This is a genomic window from Ruminobacter sp. RM87 (assembly GCF_000701925.1).
Lineage (GTDB): Bacteria > Pseudomonadota > Gammaproteobacteria > Enterobacterales > Succinivibrionaceae > Ruminobacter > Ruminobacter amylophilus.
Window position 1 is genome coordinate 42,534 of record NZ_JNKD01000004.1, and the last position, 17,981, is coordinate 60,514.

A 17,981-nucleotide genomic window follows, 5' to 3' on the forward strand; every position below is an offset into this window, starting at 1 on the left:
GATTAGTTAGAGGTGCTGTCCGCCAGCGGTTCACCTAATTTGACTGGTTTGCCGGATTCGAGTCCGTCAACGAAAGATATCGCATCCTGACCGAACAGAAGAATTACTGTTGAACCAAGGTAGAATTTCCCCATCTTTTCTCCCTTTTTAAGAGATATATCCTTGTCTGAATAATCCCATACAGTAACCTGTTTCAGTTTGTTCGGTGACACTTCTCCGTGCCATTCAGTTGAAATGCTGCCCACTATTGTTGCTCCGACCAGAACCATGGCCATAGGTCCTGCCGGTGTGTCAAACAGGCATACCGCTCTTTCATTTTTGGTGAAAAGTTCACTGATGGTTTTTACGTAGGTCGGGTTGACGCTGTAATATTTGCCGGGAACGAAAAGCATCTTTTTCAGAGTGCCGTCTATCGGCATGTGAATGCAGTGATAGTTTGCAGGGGAAAGGTAGATGCAGATGAATTTACCGTCCTTGAATACGGCTGCGTCTTCATCGTTACCGCCCACCAGCACTCTGAAACTGTAGTCCTGGCCCTTGGCTGCCACAATTCTTCCCTGTGTTATGTCGCCGAATTCCGCTATTGTTCCGTCCACAGGCATGCAAAGTCTGTTTTCTTCAGGGCATATAGGTCTGGCACCGTCTTTCAGATCTCTGGTAAAGAATTCGTTGAATGTCTTGTAATCCTCAGGTTTTTCCTTCTGAGCTTCACTCATGTCAATGCCGTATTTACTGATGAACTTGGTGATTGCCCAGGTAGTGAGGCTGCCCAGTTCATTGCGTGCCAATACGCCGGCTAATCTCGTAAGCAGGTATTTTGGCGTCATGCGGTGGATGATTGTCTTTACTGATTCGTTCATATCGGTTATTTCCTTGTTTTCTTGCCCGGAGAACTGAAACTTGTCGGGGCATTCTGCTGCATGGATTCAATTATACGGTGATAGTTGTTAAAGCGGAACTGAGCAATTTCGGAATTTTTCACTGCTTCAACAACTGCGCAACCGGGATCGTTCAGATGTTTACAGTCTCTGAACTTGCAGTAGGGGGTATGCTCAAGAAATTCGGGATATCCCTTGATTACTTCTTCAGGAGTCAAATGCCAGAGACCGAATTCTCTTATCCCCGGAGAGTCGATAATGGTCGTGTGATCCGGAAGATGATACAGTCTTGAGCTGGTGGTGGTATGCTGTCCCAGACCGGAAATATCCGAAACTCTGTTGGTTGAAGCGTTTGCTTCAGGGATGATTCGGTTGATGATGGATGACTTGCCTACGCCTGACTGTCCGACAAGAATCGTGGTTTCTCCCCTGATGATTTCTTTTAATTCATCAATTCCTTCGCCGTTTTCAGTACTTACCCAGAGTGCTTTATAGCCTATCTTCTCATAGGTTTTCAGAATATCTGAGATTTCGTTTCTTTCATTTTCAGAAAAAAGGTCACTCTTATTTATAATCAGTACAGGCTGAACGTTGCAGTGAATACAGGCAATGAGGTACCTGTCTATGATGTTGGTGGAAAACTCAGGTTCCCTTGTGCTTACTATAAGAATTCTGGTTATATTGGCGGCAACAGGTTTAACACCGTCATAATAATCAGGACGGCTGAGAAGACTTGTTCTTGGTTTAAGTACTTCGATGAGACCGTTCTGTTCGGTTTCATTCTTGATGTTTGCCCTGAACAGAACCCTGTCACCTGTGGTGAGACCTTCAATTGTTCTTCTGATATAGCATCTGTGAACGGATAAATCAGCATCGTTTTCCACATCAGCCTGTTTACCGTATCTGCTGATTACAGTACCTTCGGTCAGAGGCCCCAGAGATGAATCATCGGGTAAAAGTTCTTCTGTGTTTTTCAGCAGACGTTCATGTCGGGCCTTAATATTGCGTGCCTGTCTGGTGGTAATTTTGTTTTTTGCCATTAATTATGGTGAATCCTATATCTGAAAATTATTTTTATTTCGTATGCCAATATTTTACTTCATTTTTGATGTTTAACGAAAATATTGAACAAAAGATAGGATGTGTTCGGGATAAATCGTTGTCGAGATGCTTTGTCTCGCATGAAGTATCTATGGTATGAGATGAAAAATCTCCGTATTTTCCGTAATAGGCCTGGGATTGTAAAAATTTGATTTAATTTTAATCAGGTGTGGTTAAAAAATATAAAATTCAAAGAAAATTTTGATTATTTGGAAAAAAATTGTTGCAAGAGTCTGAAATACAGGTATAATGCACCTGTTTTTTCAGCGGGAATAACTCAGTTGGTAGAGTGCAACCTTGCCAAGGTTGATGTCGCGAGTTCGAGCCTCGTTTCCCGCTCCAGAAACTTCAGATAAACTTGTTATCGTTTTGATGCGGGAATAACTCAGTTGGTAGAGTGCAACCTTGCCAAGGTTGATGTCGCGAGTTCGAGCCTCGTTTCCCGCTCCAAATTTTTTCAGATAACCAATCTTGTTTCAGATTCTTCTGTTTTATTTGTTTTCTGTTGTTGGGTTCGAGCATTATGGCTGCAAAGGTATTCAGATTTAAATCTTTTTCCATCACGCGTGAAAAGGCGGGAATGAAGTTAAGTACCGATGCAGTGCTTCTGGGGGCATGGACAGCAGATTTGCTTAAAGATAAAAAATTTTCCGCTATCCTTGACATTGGCACGGGAACCGGAATTCTGGCCCTCATCATGGCTCAGAATTTTACGAATGCTAAGGTTGATGCTGTTGATATCGATGACGGAGCAATTCATGATGCCAGCCTGAATTTTTCCGCAAGCCCCTATAAAGACAGATTAACTCTGATAAAAGAGGATATATCAACTTTTGGTCTCGAAAACAGCTACGGTAATTGCCGTAACGACAACAGAGTTTATGAACTCATTATCTGTAATCCTCCATATTTTGATTTCAGTGCTGAACTTGCCGATGATTCAAGAAAAAATGCCAGGTGTAATGTCAGTCTGTCTGCAGATGCGTTGTTTTCCTCTATAGCCAGATTAATGGCGGATGACGGCAGAGCCTGCATAATAATTCCGGTCGAGCAGGAAAAATCATATTTAACCGTTGCTCAAAAATGCGGTTTGATCGCTGCTGACAGAGTAATGGTCAGATCAAAAAAGGATAAGGAGCCTTATGTCATTCTGCTTGGTTTTGTAAAATCAGGTAAGCTGCCTGTATTGGGTAATCAGGATGCAGATGAGACAGATAATGAAAATCATTCTGTTTCTGTTGGAGAAATGAACAGTATTCATGAGTGTTATCTGCATGAAGATGATGGCTCCAGAAGTGTTTTTTTCAGCAGGATTACCGCTAATCTTTATCTTTTCAGCACATGACATGTTTTGAATCTGCAAAAAATCGAAATATCTTGTTAAGGTTCTTGATTGAATTTATTATGGCTTCGGTGTCAGATATAGGTATGCATGCGGAATAACAGAGAAAACGGCCTGTATGTTTAACATGGCAGGCGGTTGTAATGTGTCCCTCATTTTATTTGCATTTGAATTGGAGAATAAACAGTGAGAGGCGGAGATTTGAATGACGGTTACAATAGAGATTATCGCAACAACGAAAATCGTGTTGAGAGAAACGGTCAGCAGGAGTATTCCAATCCTTTTCCCTGTGAAGAGAATAATTTAAGAAATGTTGAAAGATTTGGATTTCAGCCGAGCGGAAGAGAAAAGGCGTCAATTCGTGTTGAAGCCCAGAACTGTTCTGTTTTCATGCATATGGGGCTTTGGTCAAATGTTGCAAGTGTAATTCTTGCAATGCTTGATGCAACAACAGTACTCGGCATTTTATCTCTGGTGTTTACTTTGATCGGACTTTCAAAAGTAAAAAAATTTTTTACCAGAGTCAATTCTGAGGAAAACAGAAAATTTGCAGCCGGTACAGCCTACACATACTGGGCCTCAATAGGAGTGCAGGTAATTATGATTATTCTGATGATGAAAGGCTTTATTAGTTCTCTCGATCATTCGTCTGATAGTGAGGATGGTGATGTCTATGATTTTGTTTTCCAAGGATTAAGCGGACTGGAAATTGGAGTGATGTTATTATGCACTGTGGCTGTTATTTTAATCAGTTTATACATGCTGTACGCCTGGTTGAGATTGCATAAGGCATTGAAGGCATACTATTAAAAGGTTTGAAAGTATATAAAAATTATATTGCAGGGAGGCTGGACACAGCCTCCCTGTTTTTTTTTTAATGTTTTCAATAATTACAGTGGTTTTTTGCGGTATGCCCTGAGTTCTAAAAAACATTTTTTGATTTTTGTTTATTTTTGTATAGAATATAAAACTTTTTAATAAAAAGTGTGCGTTAACTGATTATTGTTTGGTTAACAGCAGAAAAAGAAATATAAATTTTTACCATGGATTCCTTCTATGAGGATTGATGAACCGCAGGTATGAACAGGAACAGGTAATTATTTAAATAAAGGAGAGAATGCTGTATGTACAATAATGATTATCATAACAAAAGAAGTAAAAGTGTTACTGTATCTGCACAGGTAAATCATGATGTGGAGAATGTGAAATCATGGATGATGGGAGGTCTGATTATTACATTGGCCACATACCTTGTTTCATTTCTGGGGATATTTGCCGTGGTGGTAAACTTTATGGCAATGGTAAAAGTAAAAAAAATGCTTGATGATATAAGAGCACCTGAGTTCCTGAGACTGCTTTCATTCAGCTCCATAGTTGCCAATATAGTTCTTCAGGTGTTCGGTTTATTCATGGGGATGTTTTTATTTAAAATTGCGGTAAGAATAGGAATGGAACCGTTTGATATGATGTTCAGTACTTATGAACTTATCAACAGGGCCTTATCCAATCTTTCTTCTATTGAAACAGTAATTATCAGCGGACTTCTTGTAGTCACTTTGGGTATACAGGGATTTCTTCTTTTTGTCTGGATAAAGTTATTTTCTTTTTTTAAAAATACTTTTTAAATATAAGTGACAAAATGAGGCTTTGCGTGGTATACCCTGATGTAAAGACTTCTTTCAGAGTCGTGTCCTTTGAGTAAAGTACACGACTTCGTTTTTTACAGGTGAAGATAAAATTCTGAAGTTTTGGTTTTTATAGACGGAAAACGTTCGTTTTCACAGTAATATAATTATTCAGTATTTCAAAAATACGTTTATGTTATTATGTATTATGAATGTTCTAAGGAATGTTCTGATATGTTTTTTATATAATAACATAATTGTCTGTTGTGCCCTTTGTTGTTAAGGTCTGAATTCAATTAACATATTAAGGAGAAAATGAATGATATATGATTACGTTATCACCACCGGCAAGGGTGATAAGCTGAATCTCAATGATTATCGCGGCAGGGTGATTATGATTGTAAATACCGCCACAGGATGCGGTTTCACCCCTCAGTATGAGCCTATTGAACAGCTTTACAGAAATTATCATGAGAAGGGACTTGAGATCCTTGATATCCCGTGTAATCAGTTCGGTGGTCAGGCACCGGGGACTGATGATGAAATACATGAATTCTGTACTCTGCATTTCAATACAACCTTTCCTCAGATGAAAAAAGCCGATGTCAACGGACCTGATGAGCTTCCTCTGTATACCTATCTTAAGTCCCAGAAGGGATTTGCCGGTTTTGATGAACACAAACTGAAACCTCTTCTTGAAAAAATGCTGGCTGAAGCAGATCCGGAATGGGATAAAAAATCGGATATTAAGTGGAATTTCACCAAATTCGTAATAGACCGAAATGGTCAGGTTGTCGCCCGTTTTGAACCTACGGCCGACATGAGTGACGTGGAAGATTTTATCAGGTCACTTATTTAACGTGTGAATCATTATCCTGTTCTGTTTCGAAGGACGGAACAGGATTCTCTCATGTAATTTAAGTTCTCCGGTCTCGGAATTTTTACGATTGTGCATACGTAAAAATGAGATCTCTAACATATATTTGTAAATTTAAAAGAGTATGTCATTGAAAAAACGCAAGGCATAACATATTTAAAATATAGCATTCAGATTTTTTTTAACTTGGGCATTGGCAGAGAGAATCCATTTATATAGTGTGCAGTAGCCCATTACTGACGAATTATGCTAAGACAAACAGCATGTATTACTGTAAAATACAGAACCATATGTGTAAAAAACGTTTGTATACGGATGAATTATAAAAATAACTGGTTAGAATAATGTTTCAGACAATACTTACAAAAATTTTTGGCAGCAGCAATGATCGTATAGTTAAGCAATTAAATAAGGTTGTTGTTAAGATTAACGGTTTAGAACCTCAGTTCAAACAGCTTAAGGATGAGGATTTCAAAACCTATACAGAGAATTATAAAAAGCGCGTGGCTGAAGGTTTAAAGCTTGAAGCTGACGGAAAGAAACAGTACGGCAGCACTCTTGATGAGATTCTTCCTGAGGCTTTTGCTCTGGTAAGAGAAGCTTCAAAACGTGTTCTCGGACTCAGACCTTTTGATGTTCAGCTGATGGGCGGTATGGTTCTCAATGAAAACCAGATTGCTGAAATGAAGACCGGTGAAGGTAAGACTCTGACTGCACTTCTTCCTGCATATCTCAATGCACTTACTGGTAAAGGCGTTCATGTTGTTACCGTAAATGATTATCTTGCCAAGCGTGACAGTGACTGGTGTCGTCCTCTTTTTGAGTTCTTCGGAATGACCGTGGGATGTAACATTCCGGGAATGGATGCGGAAGCAAAGCGTGCCGCATATGCCTGTGACGTAACATACGGTACCAACAATGAATTCGGTTTCGACTACCTCAGAGATAACATGGCTTATATTCCTGAACAGCGTGTTCAGCGACCATTGTTCTATGCTCTGGTGGACGAAGTGGACTCAGTGCTCATCGATGAGGCTCGTACTCCTCTTATTATTTCCGGTGCTGCAGAAGACAGTTCCGATCTTTATGTGGCTGTGAACAAGATTATTCCAGAACTTGTAGAACAGGAAAAGGAAGATTCTGACGATTACCACGGCAATGGTGACTATACACGTGATCTCAAGAACAAGCAGGCTTATCTTACTGAAAACGGTCAGATTCATGTTGAGGAACTGCTTCAGAAGGCAGGTATTCTTCCTGAAAACCAGACACTGTATTCAAGTGCAAGTATTACCCTGCTGCACCACGTGATGGCTGCACTGCGTGCTCACGTGCTTTTTGAAAAGGATGTGGATTATATCGTTAAAGACGGTGAAGTAATCATTGTTGACGAACACACTGGCCGTACCATGATCGGCCGCAGATGGAGTGACGGTCTTCATCAGGCAGTTGAAGCCAAGGAAGGTGTGGAAATTCATCATGAAAACCAGACTCTTGCTTCCATTACATTCCAGAATTACTTCCGTATGTACGAAAAGCTTGCAGGTATGACCGGTACCGCAGATACCGAAGCATACGAATTCCAGCAGATTTATAACTTAAGAACAGTTGTGCTTCCTACAAACAAGCCGATGATTCGTGAAGATCTGATTGACCTTATCTACGGTTCTGAAGAAGAAAAGTTTGAAGCTGTTGTGAAGGATATCAAGTCTGAAATCGGTAAAGGCCGTCCGGTTCTTGTAGGTACAATTTCAATTGAAAATTCCGAAAAGCTGTCTCAGTATCTGACCAAGCTCGATATCAAGCATCAGGTTCTTAACGCCAAGTTCCATGCACAGGAAGCTCAGATTGTTGCTCAGGCAGGTCGTCCTGGTACAGTAACCATAGCAACCAACATGGCAGGTCGTGGTACTGATATCGTACTCGGCGGTTCTCTTGATGCGGACCTTGCCGCTCTCACCGATCCAACTCCTGAACAGATTCAGCAGGTTAAGGATGAATGGAAGAAGCGTCACGATGCTGTTGTAGCTGCTGGCGGTCTCCATATCATCGGTACAGAACGTCATGAATCACGCCGTATAGATAATCAGCTCCGTGGTCGTTCAGGCAGACAGGGTGACCCAGGTTCTTCCCGTTTCTATCTTTCTCTCGATGATGATCTGCTGAGAAGATTCGGTTCAGACAGAATCAAGACCGTTATGAAGCATCTCGGGATGGAACGCGGTGAGCCTATTGGTCACAAGCTTGTGTCCAGAGCGATTGAAAATGCACAGCGTAAGGTTGAAACCAGAAACTTTGACCTGCGTAAGAGCCTTCTTGAATTCGACGATGTAGCAAATGAACAGCGTAAGGTAATTTACGAATTACGTAATTCCCTGCTCGACGGCAAGGTTGATCAGGGTAATATCGACATGATTCGTTCAGATGTTTACAACTCTGTTATCAATGAATTCATCAGTCCTAATTCTTTAATTGAAACCTGGAATGTTCCTGGCCTTACTGAAAAGCTCAAGAATGAATTTGCCCTGGATTTACCTATTCAGAGCTGGATTGATAATGATGAGAAGCTGATTGAGGAAAACATCCGTTCAAAGATCGTTGATGAGGCAAAGGATGTATTTGAAGCGAAGAAGCTGCTTATCGGAGAGGAAAGAGCCGGTCAGCTGATTCGCAACATTATGCTGCAGTCTCTTGATACTCTCTGGAAGGAACACCTTGCTTCAATGGATTATCTCCGTCAGGGTATCGGTTTAAGAGGTTACGCACAGCGTAATCCTAAGCAGGAATACAAGCTTGAATCCTATCGTATGTTCACTGAGATGATGGAGAACTTCAAGTATCAGGTAATCAGAATTCTCAGCTGCATCCAGATTAAGGTTCAGGAAATTGATGAAATGGAACAGAAGCGTCAGGAACTGGCTGATGAAGCTGAAAAGAAGTTTAATGACGAAGCTGAATCCAAGGCCAAGGAAATCGAAAAGATGAATGCGGCTTTCTCAGATCCTGACCACAAGGTGGGGCGCAATGATCCTTGTCCTTGCGGAAGCGGAAAGAAGTATAAGAACTGTCACGGACGTCTGGTTTAATTCTGGAATGAATCGTGAATAATCTGAACCCGTTATTGATCACTGGATTGATAACGGGTTTTTACTATCATGATGAATTCAGTCCGTTAATCAGAGATAAATTAAGCAAAAAAACACTGGTGCAGAAAACATAGTATAATAGCCGTAATTTGTTATCGGCTCATTGAAAAACGTTTATTGTCAGCCAGGGAATAACACATCCTGCGTCAGTTTTAACGTAATTTAAAATCAGATTTTGAAAGAAGGTTATTATGGCTTTTGAAAACTTGTCAAAAATGGATCCTTATATTTTACTGTCCATAGTAAACATGAAACTTCGCGATTTTGATGATCATGATCTGGACAGCTTCTGTGCCACATACGAAATTAACAGGGAAGAACTCGAGAAGAAACTGAAAGATGCCGGTTTCGAGTACGATCCCGAGACCAACCAGTTCAAATAGAATTCACTTTGAATTACCGGCTACTCCGTTCAGATTAAATAAGAATAATCCCCTGATTGCCACAGTTTAAATTATGTTATTAATTCATCTTCTTCCGTTTAATCGCGATAATTATCCATGGTGTGTGGATATAATTTCCGTAAATCCAGAAAATGCTGAGATTCTTTCTCAGAGCAGAATTGTGGTAACGCCTCCTGCAGGCATATGCCCGTCCCCGACGTATGCTGTTTCATTCGACTGCGACTGCATTGAAGCCGTAAGGAATACCGGACTGAATCCGGCGGCAGCTGCAGAAAGACTTGCAATGATTATAAAGAATCACGAACGTCTGGTTTTTTCCGGAAAAAGAGCCTATCTGATGTTCAGGGAACTTCTGTGTAATCTGCAGATGAGAAACGTGCTGAAAAACAAAAGAATAACTTCATTTAAAAGTATTGTTCATGCCGCGGTTTCACTGAAGGGACTTTATTATCCACAGGCATGGAATAATATAAAGAAGCTCGGAGCTGAAACGGAAAACACCGATAACAGATACATTAGAAGCATGTATGCTGTTTTTAAGGATCTGTATATTAAGGCTCCAAAGCTTCTCAGTTATTTTGTCAATAAATCCCTTGTTCTGGATACGGCTGAATCATCCGGAAAAATTATACTGGGTATAGGTGAGGATTCTTTTTTTATTTTTACACCGGTAATGGTGACATCCGAATATGTACTCGGAATCAGTATAGTAAAGGAGATAAAACCTCTGGTACTTCCTGTTAACGGAGCTGTCTGTTATACGGTAAGTTCGGCAATAAATACGTCCATTGCCAGAGAACTCGAAACTGATTTCGAGCAGATAAAGAAGCTTCATGCGGAATCTTCTGCGTATTTAAGAACCGATTCGGCAGAATACCTCATGCTTATGGATAACCTTGAAAGCAGTATTAAAAATGAATCTGAGGATGTTCTTGCTTCAGATGAATACAGAAGTACTGAATCAATGTTTGCAGAACTGTCTGAGTGGTTCGAGAAGGACCGGGATGTTCTGTCTGCAGATGAAGTATGTGCACATATTGCCAGAGCCTCAGGCAGACTTCGCACCGCCATGATGGATTACCTCTATTCAGAGGATTATCCTCTGCCACTGGGATATGATGAGGTATACAGAGACATTGTCTCGGCAAGAATCAGCAACGCAAGAGACAATATGGTCGCTGAACTTGAATATGCAACGGCTCAGGCTGAAAAGAACAGTAATCAGCAGAGTCTTCAGAGACTGGCGAATCTGTACAGGTATCTGTCTGAGTAATAAAAGGCTTTGAATTTGAATAACAGCCTGTTTTAAATTACCGGTTCAAAAAGCTTAAAACTCTTTTTGGCGTCTTCAAATGCTTCGGTAAGCATTTCAAAAGCAGAAGGGTGATAGAAGTTGTATCCTATCAGGTCGTCAAGAGTCTGCCGATTGAACAGCGCACTGTAAATAAACTGAGACATCTGCTGTGCATAGGGAGCGCATATTTCAGCTCCTAGCAGCATTTGTGTTTCCCTGTCAAAATACACGTGAACAAGTCCGTGTTTGTATCCTTTGATGACTGAAGTGGTATTGTTTGCGGTTGAGCTTTCACCGAGAATGAACTTGTGTCCGCATCTTGCTCTCTGTTTAACTTCTTCAAATGACAGTCCGGTTACGGTTATTTCCGGATCGGTAAAGGTAATGTCCTGATGAGGCATGTCGCATGTCTGGGGTATACGCGGGTATGTGGCGGCATTGCTCCCGGCTATTTTTCCCTGGTATAAAGCCTTCTGCAGATTGTTCCTTGTTGATGTGGTGTCTCCGGCTATGAATATATGGGGAACGCTGGTCTGAAGTGTTTTTTCATTGCAGTAGGCACAGTTCATCGAATCAAGCTGTATTCCAGCTGTTTCAAGCTGCAGTCCGTCAAGATTCGGTATTCGCCCTGTTGCGCAGAGTACACAGTCAACCTTCAGGTAACATTCGTGTTCGCTTTCATCAAGATAATATATAACAACGGAATCGTTGTTCTGCTCTATGGTTGTGAAATGTCCGTAAGGTACGATGAATACTCTTTCTCTGATGGCATTGAGAGCTGCTGATGCAACCTTGGGGTCTGTCAGGTGGCCTATTTCTCCCATGCCGAATATAGCCGTTTTAACGTTTAGTCTGGTTAGGTATTCCCCAAGTTCCAGTCCTATGCTTCCTGTACCGAATATGGCAATGCTCTTAGGCAGTTCCTTCAGTTCAAAAAGTTCATCGCTGGTTATTATCTTGTTTCCGATTTTTTTCAGATTGGCGGGAACGTAGGGTTTTGATCCTGTTGCAATAACAAAACTTCTGGCGGAAATGGTGGTGTCAGTTCCTTCAATGGCAACGGTGTAAGGGTCAACAAAGAAGGCTTTCCCCATAATACGGCAGTCCTCGGGAATGGTATAGAATTCCTTGATGTACTGATCAAGAAAAGCTCTTTTCTCATTTCGTACGGTATTGAGAATGTCACTTCTGTCCAGATGCTTGTCCGGTGATTTTCCGTAAAGTGTCATGGTAAGCATCGGAGTGCTGTTGGCTGAATACTGTCTGCCCATTTCATGAAGAAGCTGAGAAGGTACACATCCTGAATTTATTGAGGTGGGGCCTAAAGGACCCTGTTCGATAATGATTGTGTCCGCGTTATTTTCAACAGCCGCCTTGTAGGCCTGCATTCCAGCAGTGCCGGCACCGATAATAACAGTGTCAACAGAGATGTGTCTCATGGTTATTCCCTCAGCTTTTTGTTCTCAATTATACTGAGATTGCAGGCTCCGAGACAATGATTTTAAGTATAAAGAGTGTTGTTCGTTGATGTTAACTATTAATTTGTTAGAATAGGCTCGCATTCGTCAGAGTTATATATTACTGATGAGTGGCATATGACAGTTGACAGATGACAGGGTGGAATGATGGATTTTGCAAAATTATTGAAATATGAATGTCTGGTGTTTGATCTTGACGGTACACTGGTGGATTCCATGCCTTTTCATTACGGAGCCTGGGTCAAGGCCGTGGCTCCTTTCGGTTTTGTGCCAGACAGGGAATGGATGTACAGACACGGCGGGGTTCCAAGTCATAAGATTGCCAGAATCCTGATTGATGAACATCATCTGCCGTTTGATGATCCCCATGAACTTGCAGCAATCAAGACCCGCAACTATCTTGAAAACATCAGAAACGTGGAAGTATATCCCGTGATGCTGGAGCTTCTGAATTTTGCCAGAGAGCATAACATTCCCATGGGAATAGGGACGGGGACGCTGCGTTCCAATGTTGAATATATCGTGAATCACACCATTCTGAAAGATTATATAAAAGTTATTGTTTCTGCTGATGACGTAAAAAATCACAAGCCTCATCCAGATACATTTCTGAAGGTTGCCGAAGCTTTCGGGGCTGATCCTCATAAAAGTGCGGTTTTTGAGGATTCATATTTCGGATATGAGGCTGCGATTAACGGTGGATTCGATCTCATAAAGGTGATAAACGGTATCCCCGAATTTCAGTAAGTGCGGTGTGTTCTGCAAATGACAGGGCAGGGCGCCGTAGAACAAGAAAACCCGAACTTCAGGTTCGGGTTTTAAAATCCGGCCGCATCGGACGACCGGAAAAGAATCTAACAGACATCAGATTAGTTCTGGTTCTGATAATTTCTCTGAGGTCTGTGATTATTCTGTCTGAAGTTGTTTCTGTGAGCCGGCTTTTCGGCACTGCCTGCAATGGTGATGGTGGAAATCTTAGCCTTGTAGATAAGCTGCTGATTTCCGCTGGCATCGGTTAAAGCCATGCTGTACTGATCGTGTCCGCTGATAACACCTTCAAGCTTTATGCCACTGACTAAAAAAACTGATACGGTCTGCTTTGTTTCCATAAGCCAGTTAAGAGCGGTATTCTGTCCGTTGCCTAATGAAAAAGCCTGTTCAAGTGTCTTGTAGTTAAGTTTTTCTGTATTCTCGGAATTCTGAGTGTCAATCTGATTATCTGTCATTGGATTCTCGTAATTATTATATTTTCATGAAGAAATGTTCATAGTTCTATGTGTTTAAGATTTTATACCAAATTTACATTTAAACAATAAAAAACATGAACAATATGCACAAAATCAAATATGCATTGTGTTTTTGATTTGGTTTGAGCTTTTTTGATGTGTAATAGAATGGTGCCCAGAGGCGGAATCGAACCACCGACACGGGGATTTTCAATCCCCTGCTCTACCGACTGAGCTATCTGGGCATTAGAGTCGTTAGAAAGATAACTGATGGTGCCGGCTAACGGAATCGAACTGTTGACCTACTGATTACAAGTCAGTTGCTCTACCTACTGAGCTAAGCCGGCACATTTGCCTGGTGCCCAGAGGCGGAATCGAACCACCGACACGGGGATTTTCAATCCCCTGCTCTACCGACTGAGCTATCTGGGCAACAGGGGCTATTTTACAGAATGATTTTTTTAAGTCAAATATTTTTTGTGTTTTTTTGTGATTTTACGGCTGTTTGTATAAATATTACCCTAAATATGTGTAATGTGTCGTTATTTTAGCCTTTTCTCTACTTTGGGACAGGTGTGTGCCTGCAGTTTACCGTAAACCGTCTCTGATTAATGTGTTACTGAACAGGCAGATAAAAGTCAGGTGTATGGATATGTCCGGTGAGGCAGGATGAGGTAATAGGAAATGGATACGTCAGGAAAACATGAATTCAGAATATCTTATATATTAATCGGGGTCAGCTGAGGATATGAAAATGATATTTCTTATTTCATACCAGAAATATAGTGAATTAACCTTTTTTGATTAAAAAAACGGGATTTTTCTGAAAATAAATGATGTTACGCAAAAAAAATTTTAATGGATAAAATTTGCTAAACGCCTTGATAATCAATGGATTGCAGTGATTTTTTTTAGAATGATGAAAAATTTTTGAAAAAAATTATATAATTCCTATTGCATTACTATGTAATATTCTGTATAGTATGACTAAACCTATTGGTTGAGTAGGAAATAAGGGGGTAATAAACAAAACAATAAAAAACTCCTGCACAACACGAAAGGTTTACGGATAAAGGAAGTCCGGAATGATTTAAAGTGGAAGTTTTTCTGCACGTTAATTCAAATAAGATAGTCATAAATAAACATAATAAACAAAAAAGACATTCTGGCTTCCTGTCCGAATAATAAGAAGAAATAATTGAAATACATGAGAAGTGCTTTATCAGGAAACTTACGGTCAGTCTGATTAAGTTGATGGTAGGCACAGGAAACAGTTTGAATCTCAGAATGAACCGTAAGGAGATAAAGATGTCATACAAGTTTGAAACATTACAGTTACATGCAGGTCAGGAAAAACCAGATAGTGCTACCGGTGCAAGAGCGGTACCTATTTACTTAACCTCATCATACGTATTTAACGATTCACAGCATGCCGCAGATCGTTTCGCTTTAAGAGATCCTGGCAATATTTACGGCAGACTGACCAATCCTACCGTTGATGTCCTGGAACAGAGAATCACTGCTCTTGAAGGCGGTGTGGGGGCTCTGGCTACCGCTTCCGGTCTTGCTGCAATCACCTATGCCATCCTTACTGCCGTAAGTGGCGGTCAGAATGTGGTTGCTGCCTCAAACATCTATGGCGGCACCTTTAATCTTCTGGCTCATACTCTTCCTAATTACGGTGTGCAGACCAAGTTTGTGGATCCTGGTGATCTTGCCGCTTTTGAAGCTGCCATTGATGAAAACACCAGAGCCTTATACGCTGAAACCTTAGGCAATCCTAATTCAGATGTTGCTGATATTGAAGCTCTGGCAGAAATCGCCCACAGACACAAGATCCCTTTAATCGTGGACAGCACCTTTACTCCTCCGTCAGTATTCAGACCTATTGAACACGGTGCCGATATTGTCGTTCATTCCGCCACCAAGTTCATAGGCGGCCACGGTACCGTTCTCGGTGGTCTGATTGTGGATTCAGGTAACTTTGACTGGGAAGCTTCAGGCAAGTATCCGTCTCTTACTGAACCTAATCCTTCATACCACGGTGTTGTGTTCACCAAGGTTGCAGGAAGAGCCGCATATATTGTGAAGGCTCGTGCAGTATTCCTGAGAAATACCGGTGCCACACTGTCTCCGTTCCACGCATTCCTGTTCCTTCAGGGACTCGAATCACTGTCTCTCCGTCTTGAAAGACACGTGGAAAATGCTCTTAAGGTTGTTCAGTTCCTTAACAGTCATCCTAAGGTTCTTAAGGTTAACCATCCTTCAGTAACCACTGATGCAAAGCAGCAGGAACTCTACAAGAAGTATTATCCTAACGGAGCAGGTTCAATCTTTACCTTTGAAATTGACGGCGACATCAATGATGCACGAAAGGTGATTGACTCTCTTAAGCTGTTCTCGCTTCTGGCTAATGTCGGTGATGCAAAGTCTCTTGCTATTCATCCGGCTTCAACCACTCATTCACAGCTTAATGAAACTGAACTGCTTGAACACGGTATTAAGCCTAATACCATCAGATTATCAATCGGTATTGAACATATCGATGACATTATCGAAGATCTGAAGCAGGCTCTTGAAAGTTTCTAATCCTGAAACGTAAAACCTGATCGTCATGAAAACAGGTCTGAGGAGTTTTCCTCAGACCTGTTTGTTATTCTGAAAAAAGTTTAACGGTATGCTTTTTCAAAAATACCGGCAATTTCCTCATCGGTTGTTTCAGCCGGGTCAAAGGCAAACAGCTCGCCCATTGTGGCTCTGGCGTTTTTCGCGAGAGTCATGCATTCTTCCTTTCTGATGCCGAAATCAGACATTTTAAGATCGGCAACGCCGCATTCCTCCTGGAGTTTTACCAGAGCAGTAATGAAATCCTGCGGCTTGTCGGCATCGTTCATCCCAAGAAATCTGGCCATGTCTATAAATCTTTCGTCACAGACATGCTTATCGATCCAGAACTGGAAGTAGGCTTTTGACAGCATGATTAGGCCTGCACCGTGAGGCAGTTCAGGGTGATATGCACTCATGGCATGTTCCATGGAATGTTCACTCGAGCATGCCACGCAGAGCATGGAGTAACCGGACATGGTATTGGCGAAGGCCACAGCTTCACGGGCCTCAATATCATTGCCGTCTTTCACTGCTCTGGCCAGGTATTTGCCTATTTTTTCAATAGCGGAACGTTCAACCATATCGCTCATGAGACTGTGACGGCAGGAGATATATCCTTCAAGGGAATGGCAGAGAGCGTCGAATCCCTGATAGGCGGTAAATTTCGGCGGTACGGTAACCATCAGTTCCGGATCAACTATTGCCAGCGTGGCAAACATTGAGTCATATCCGCCGACTCCGATTTTTTCATGAGTGTCGGTTTTGGTGATTACACCGGCTTCGTCAACTTCAGACCCTGTTCCAGCGGAAGTGGTTATGGCTACCCACGGAAGAGGTTCGTTTACGAGAGGGAGTCCTTTACCGGTTTCACCGAAGGCATAGTCCCAGAGATCTTCTGAAGGCTGAGTGGCAAGCATGGCAATGTTTTTGGCCGCGTCCATTACTGAACCACCGCCAAGAGCTACCACAAAATCACAGCCGTTGCTTTTTGCAGCTCTGGCTCCGTCTTCCACCATTTCCTTTAACGGATTGGCACCGATACCGTTGAATACCACTGCTTCACATCCTGCCAGTCTGAGCTGTTCCCTGGTTCTGTCAAGTGAACCGCTTACAATGGTGGACTTGCCGTTGGAAATTACCAGCAGTGCTTTTTTTCCCGGTAACTTGTGTTCATGCAGTCTGTTCAGGGCTCCGCATCCGAATATAACCCTTGTCGGACAGAAAAAGTTATAAGACGTCATTGATTGATCTCCAAAAATCGTGTCTGGGCATGCATCTTCTTTACCGACGCACGAGAGAGTGTACTCCGGGTGATATGCGGAATACGTGATTATAAGCATAAGATACGATTCACGTCAGATACAACAACAGTCGGATACGGTTTGTTGTTTTTGCGGATGTATTCACAGAGAATTACAGAAGCTGAAAAAGACGCCGGTGATATGAACGGATTATGTTTATCCGGCTGCAATGTTAATCCTCTTCTGCGAATATGTTGATTAACATTGTAGCCGGGACTGACCATTAGTAGACGTACTGGTCGATAAGATCGTTGCAGTGGTTCAGAAGATTGTCCACAAGAAATTCAGCCGAGGTGGCATATCCGTAACCGAACACTTCACCGTCATCATAATGGGATATGATTAAATTCTTGTTCCTGTCCTGCTTATAAACGAGGTGATATCTGTTTTCATCCTTGTCAGCTATTTCCATATCCTGTGATACAGCGGCTTCGAAAAAAGGATTGTTGTAGATTTCTGACCAGTCCGCCAGTGTTGAAAAAAATACAAGTCTTGCACCTGTTTTAGGATGAGATAATGCCGCACCTTTGAAGTGATACGGATTAGGACCGTTCATTGTCCTTGAGTAAGGTTCGTTGTAGGTAAATTCACAGACTTCCTTTGAGCCGCATCCTGTTATCAGCAACAACGTTGTCAGGCAGGAAAATAACAGCAGATCTTTCAGCATTTTTATTTGTTCCTTTTATTTATGACTGAGTTTTC

15 protein-coding genes and 5 tRNA genes are annotated in these 17,981 nt (G+C 41.7%); 11 read left to right on the forward strand and 9 right to left on the reverse strand.

What is annotated here, in order from left to right:
* Positions 1 to 2 precede the first annotated feature (2 nt).
* Both asd and rsgA read right to left on the reverse strand, forming a co-directional pair.
* Complete coding sequence (gene asd, locus T489_RS0102240) at positions 3 to 860, reverse strand: archaetidylserine decarboxylase (RefSeq protein ID WP_031578418.1); 858 nt, start codon at positions 858 to 860, stop codon at positions 3 to 5.
* Positions 861 to 865: 5 nt separating this feature from the next.
* The gene (gene rsgA, locus T489_RS0102245; protein WP_031578419.1) at positions 866 to 1,918 is read right to left on the reverse strand and encodes a small ribosomal subunit biogenesis GTPase RsgA; all 1,053 of its coding nucleotides are present in this window, start codon (positions 1,916 to 1,918) and stop codon (positions 866 to 868) included.
* 327 nt (positions 1,919 to 2,245) lie between these two features.
* Between rsgA and T489_RS0102250 the strand changes: the two genes are divergently transcribed.
* The 9 genes from T489_RS0102250 (at position 2,246) to T489_RS0102290 (ending at position 10,646) form a co-directional block, all read left to right on the forward strand.
* Positions 2,246 to 2,321 (forward strand) — tRNA-Gly (locus T489_RS0102250).
* 32 nt (positions 2,322 to 2,353) lie between these two features.
* Positions 2,354 to 2,429, forward strand: a tRNA-Gly gene (locus T489_RS0102255).
* Positions 2,430 to 2,502: 73 nt separating this feature from the next.
* Positions 2,503 to 3,324 carry a tRNA1(Val) (adenine(37)-N6)-methyltransferase gene (locus T489_RS0102260; RefSeq protein WP_031578420.1) on the forward strand — a complete coding sequence of 274 codons (822 nt, stop codon included), beginning with the start codon at positions 2,503 to 2,505 and terminating at the stop codon, positions 3,322 to 3,324.
* A 183-nt stretch (positions 3,325 to 3,507) separates the two neighbouring features.
* The gene (locus tag T489_RS0102265; protein ID WP_031578421.1) at positions 3,508 to 4,131 is read left to right on the forward strand and encodes a hypothetical protein; all 624 of its coding nucleotides are present in this window, start codon (positions 3,508 to 3,510) and stop codon (positions 4,129 to 4,131) included.
* A gap of 314 nt (positions 4,132 to 4,445) precedes the next feature.
* The gene (locus T489_RS0102270) at positions 4,446 to 4,946 is read left to right on the forward strand and encodes a hypothetical protein (protein ID WP_031578422.1); all 501 of its coding nucleotides are present in this window, start codon (positions 4,446 to 4,448) and stop codon (positions 4,944 to 4,946) included.
* 319 nt (positions 4,947 to 5,265) lie between these two features.
* Complete coding sequence (locus T489_RS0102275) at positions 5,266 to 5,805, forward strand: glutathione peroxidase (protein WP_031578423.1); 540 nt, start codon at positions 5,266 to 5,268, stop codon at positions 5,803 to 5,805.
* A 362-nt stretch (positions 5,806 to 6,167) separates the two neighbouring features.
* Entirely contained in the window at positions 6,168 to 8,909 is a 2,742-nt protein-coding gene (secA, locus tag T489_RS0102280) for a preprotein translocase subunit SecA (protein WP_031578424.1), read from the forward strand.
* Between the two features lie 251 nt (positions 8,910 to 9,160).
* Positions 9,161 to 9,352 (forward strand): DUF4250 domain-containing protein, encoded by a 192-nt coding sequence (locus T489_RS0102285; RefSeq protein WP_031578425.1) that lies wholly within the window; start codon positions 9,161 to 9,163, stop codon positions 9,350 to 9,352.
* 73 nt (positions 9,353 to 9,425) lie between these two features.
* Positions 9,426 to 10,646, forward strand: coding sequence for a hypothetical protein (locus tag T489_RS0102290; RefSeq protein ID WP_031578426.1), 1,221 nt, complete (start codon positions 9,426 to 9,428; stop codon positions 10,644 to 10,646).
* Positions 10,647 to 10,678: 32 nt separating this feature from the next.
* Here the strand turns inward: T489_RS0102290 and T489_RS0102295 are convergent, their stop codons facing one another.
* Positions 10,679 to 12,106, reverse strand: coding sequence for an FAD-dependent oxidoreductase (locus T489_RS0102295; RefSeq protein ID WP_031578427.1), 1,428 nt, complete (start codon positions 12,104 to 12,106; stop codon positions 10,679 to 10,681).
* Between the two features lie 186 nt (positions 12,107 to 12,292).
* Here T489_RS0102295 and T489_RS0102300 point away from each other — a divergent pair, with 186 nt between their 5' ends.
* Positions 12,293 to 12,892 (forward strand): HAD family hydrolase, encoded by a 600-nt coding sequence (locus T489_RS0102300; protein WP_051621721.1) that lies wholly within the window; start codon positions 12,293 to 12,295, stop codon positions 12,890 to 12,892.
* A gap of 122 nt (positions 12,893 to 13,014) precedes the next feature.
* Here the strand turns inward: T489_RS0102300 and T489_RS13405 are convergent, their stop codons facing one another.
* The 4 genes from T489_RS13405 to T489_RS0102320 all read right to left on the reverse strand — a co-directional run bounded on the left by T489_RS13405 (position 13,015) and on the right by T489_RS0102320 (position 13,803).
* Complete coding sequence (locus T489_RS13405) at positions 13,015 to 13,371, reverse strand: RNA chaperone Hfq (RefSeq protein WP_051621722.1); 357 nt, start codon at positions 13,369 to 13,371, stop codon at positions 13,015 to 13,017.
* Positions 13,372 to 13,540: 169 nt separating this feature from the next.
* Positions 13,541 to 13,616, reverse strand: a tRNA-Phe gene (locus tag T489_RS0102310).
* Between the two features lie 26 nt (positions 13,617 to 13,642).
* Positions 13,643 to 13,718, reverse strand: a tRNA-Thr gene (locus tag T489_RS0102315).
* Between the two features lie 9 nt (positions 13,719 to 13,727).
* Positions 13,728 to 13,803 (reverse strand) — tRNA-Phe (locus T489_RS0102320).
* A gap of 876 nt (positions 13,804 to 14,679) precedes the next feature.
* Here T489_RS0102320 and T489_RS0102325 point away from each other — a divergent pair.
* Entirely contained in the window at positions 14,680 to 15,960 is a 1,281-nt protein-coding gene (locus T489_RS0102325; RefSeq protein ID WP_218140303.1) for an O-acetylhomoserine aminocarboxypropyltransferase/cysteine synthase family protein, read from the forward strand.
* Between the two features lie 80 nt (positions 15,961 to 16,040).
* On the opposite strand, the gene T489_RS0102330 is transcribed toward T489_RS0102325, so the two are convergent.
* On the reverse strand, positions 16,041 to 17,219 hold the full coding sequence (locus T489_RS0102330; RefSeq protein ID WP_031578431.1) for an iron-containing alcohol dehydrogenase: 1,179 nt from the start codon (positions 17,217 to 17,219) through the stop codon (positions 16,041 to 16,043).
* A 283-nt stretch (positions 17,220 to 17,502) separates the two neighbouring features.
* Entirely contained in the window at positions 17,503 to 17,946 is a 444-nt protein-coding gene (locus T489_RS0102340) for a hypothetical protein (protein ID WP_031578432.1), read from the reverse strand.
* Positions 17,947 to 17,981: the final 35 nt, after the last annotated feature.

Bases quoted from the DNA above. Each gene is read 5' to 3' on its own strand.
- T489_RS0102325 (WP_218140303.1), top strand. From the start codon at position 14,680: ATGTCATACAAGTTTGAAACATTACAGTTACATGCAGGTCAGGAAAAA.
- T489_RS0102285 (WP_031578425.1), top strand. From the start codon at position 9,161: ATGGCTTTTGAAAACTTGTCAAAAATGGATCCTTATATTTTACTGTCC.
- T489_RS0102260 (WP_031578420.1), top strand. From the start codon at position 2,503: ATGGCTGCAAAGGTATTCAGATTTAAATCTTTTTCCATCACGCGTGAA.
- T489_RS13405 (WP_051621722.1), bottom strand. From the start codon at position 13,371: ATGACAGATAATCAGATTGACACTCAGAATTCCGAGAATACAGAAAAA.
- T489_RS0102270 (WP_031578422.1), top strand. From the start codon at position 4,446: ATGTACAATAATGATTATCATAACAAAAGAAGTAAAAGTGTTACTGTA.
- T489_RS0102295 (WP_031578427.1), bottom strand. From the start codon at position 12,106: ATGAGACACATCTCTGTTGACACTGTTATTATCGGTGCCGGCACTGCT.
- secA (WP_031578424.1), top strand. From the start codon at position 6,168: ATGTTTCAGACAATACTTACAAAAATTTTTGGCAGCAGCAATGATCGT.
- T489_RS0102275 (WP_031578423.1), top strand. From the start codon at position 5,266: ATGATATATGATTACGTTATCACCACCGGCAAGGGTGATAAGCTGAAT.
- T489_RS0102340 (WP_031578432.1), bottom strand. From the start codon at position 17,946: ATGCTGAAAGATCTGCTGTTATTTTCCTGCCTGACAACGTTGTTGCTG.
- T489_RS0102290 (WP_031578426.1), top strand. From the start codon at position 9,426: ATGTTATTAATTCATCTTCTTCCGTTTAATCGCGATAATTATCCATGG.
- T489_RS0102300 (WP_051621721.1), top strand. From the start codon at position 12,293: ATGGATTTTGCAAAATTATTGAAATATGAATGTCTGGTGTTTGATCTT.
- T489_RS0102330 (WP_031578431.1), bottom strand. From the start codon at position 17,219: ATGACGTCTTATAACTTTTTCTGTCCGACAAGGGTTATATTCGGATGC.
- asd (WP_031578418.1), bottom strand. From the start codon at position 860: ATGAACGAATCAGTAAAGACAATCATCCACCGCATGACGCCAAAATAC.
- rsgA (WP_031578419.1), bottom strand. From the start codon at position 1,918: ATGGCAAAAAACAAAATTACCACCAGACAGGCACGCAATATTAAGGCC.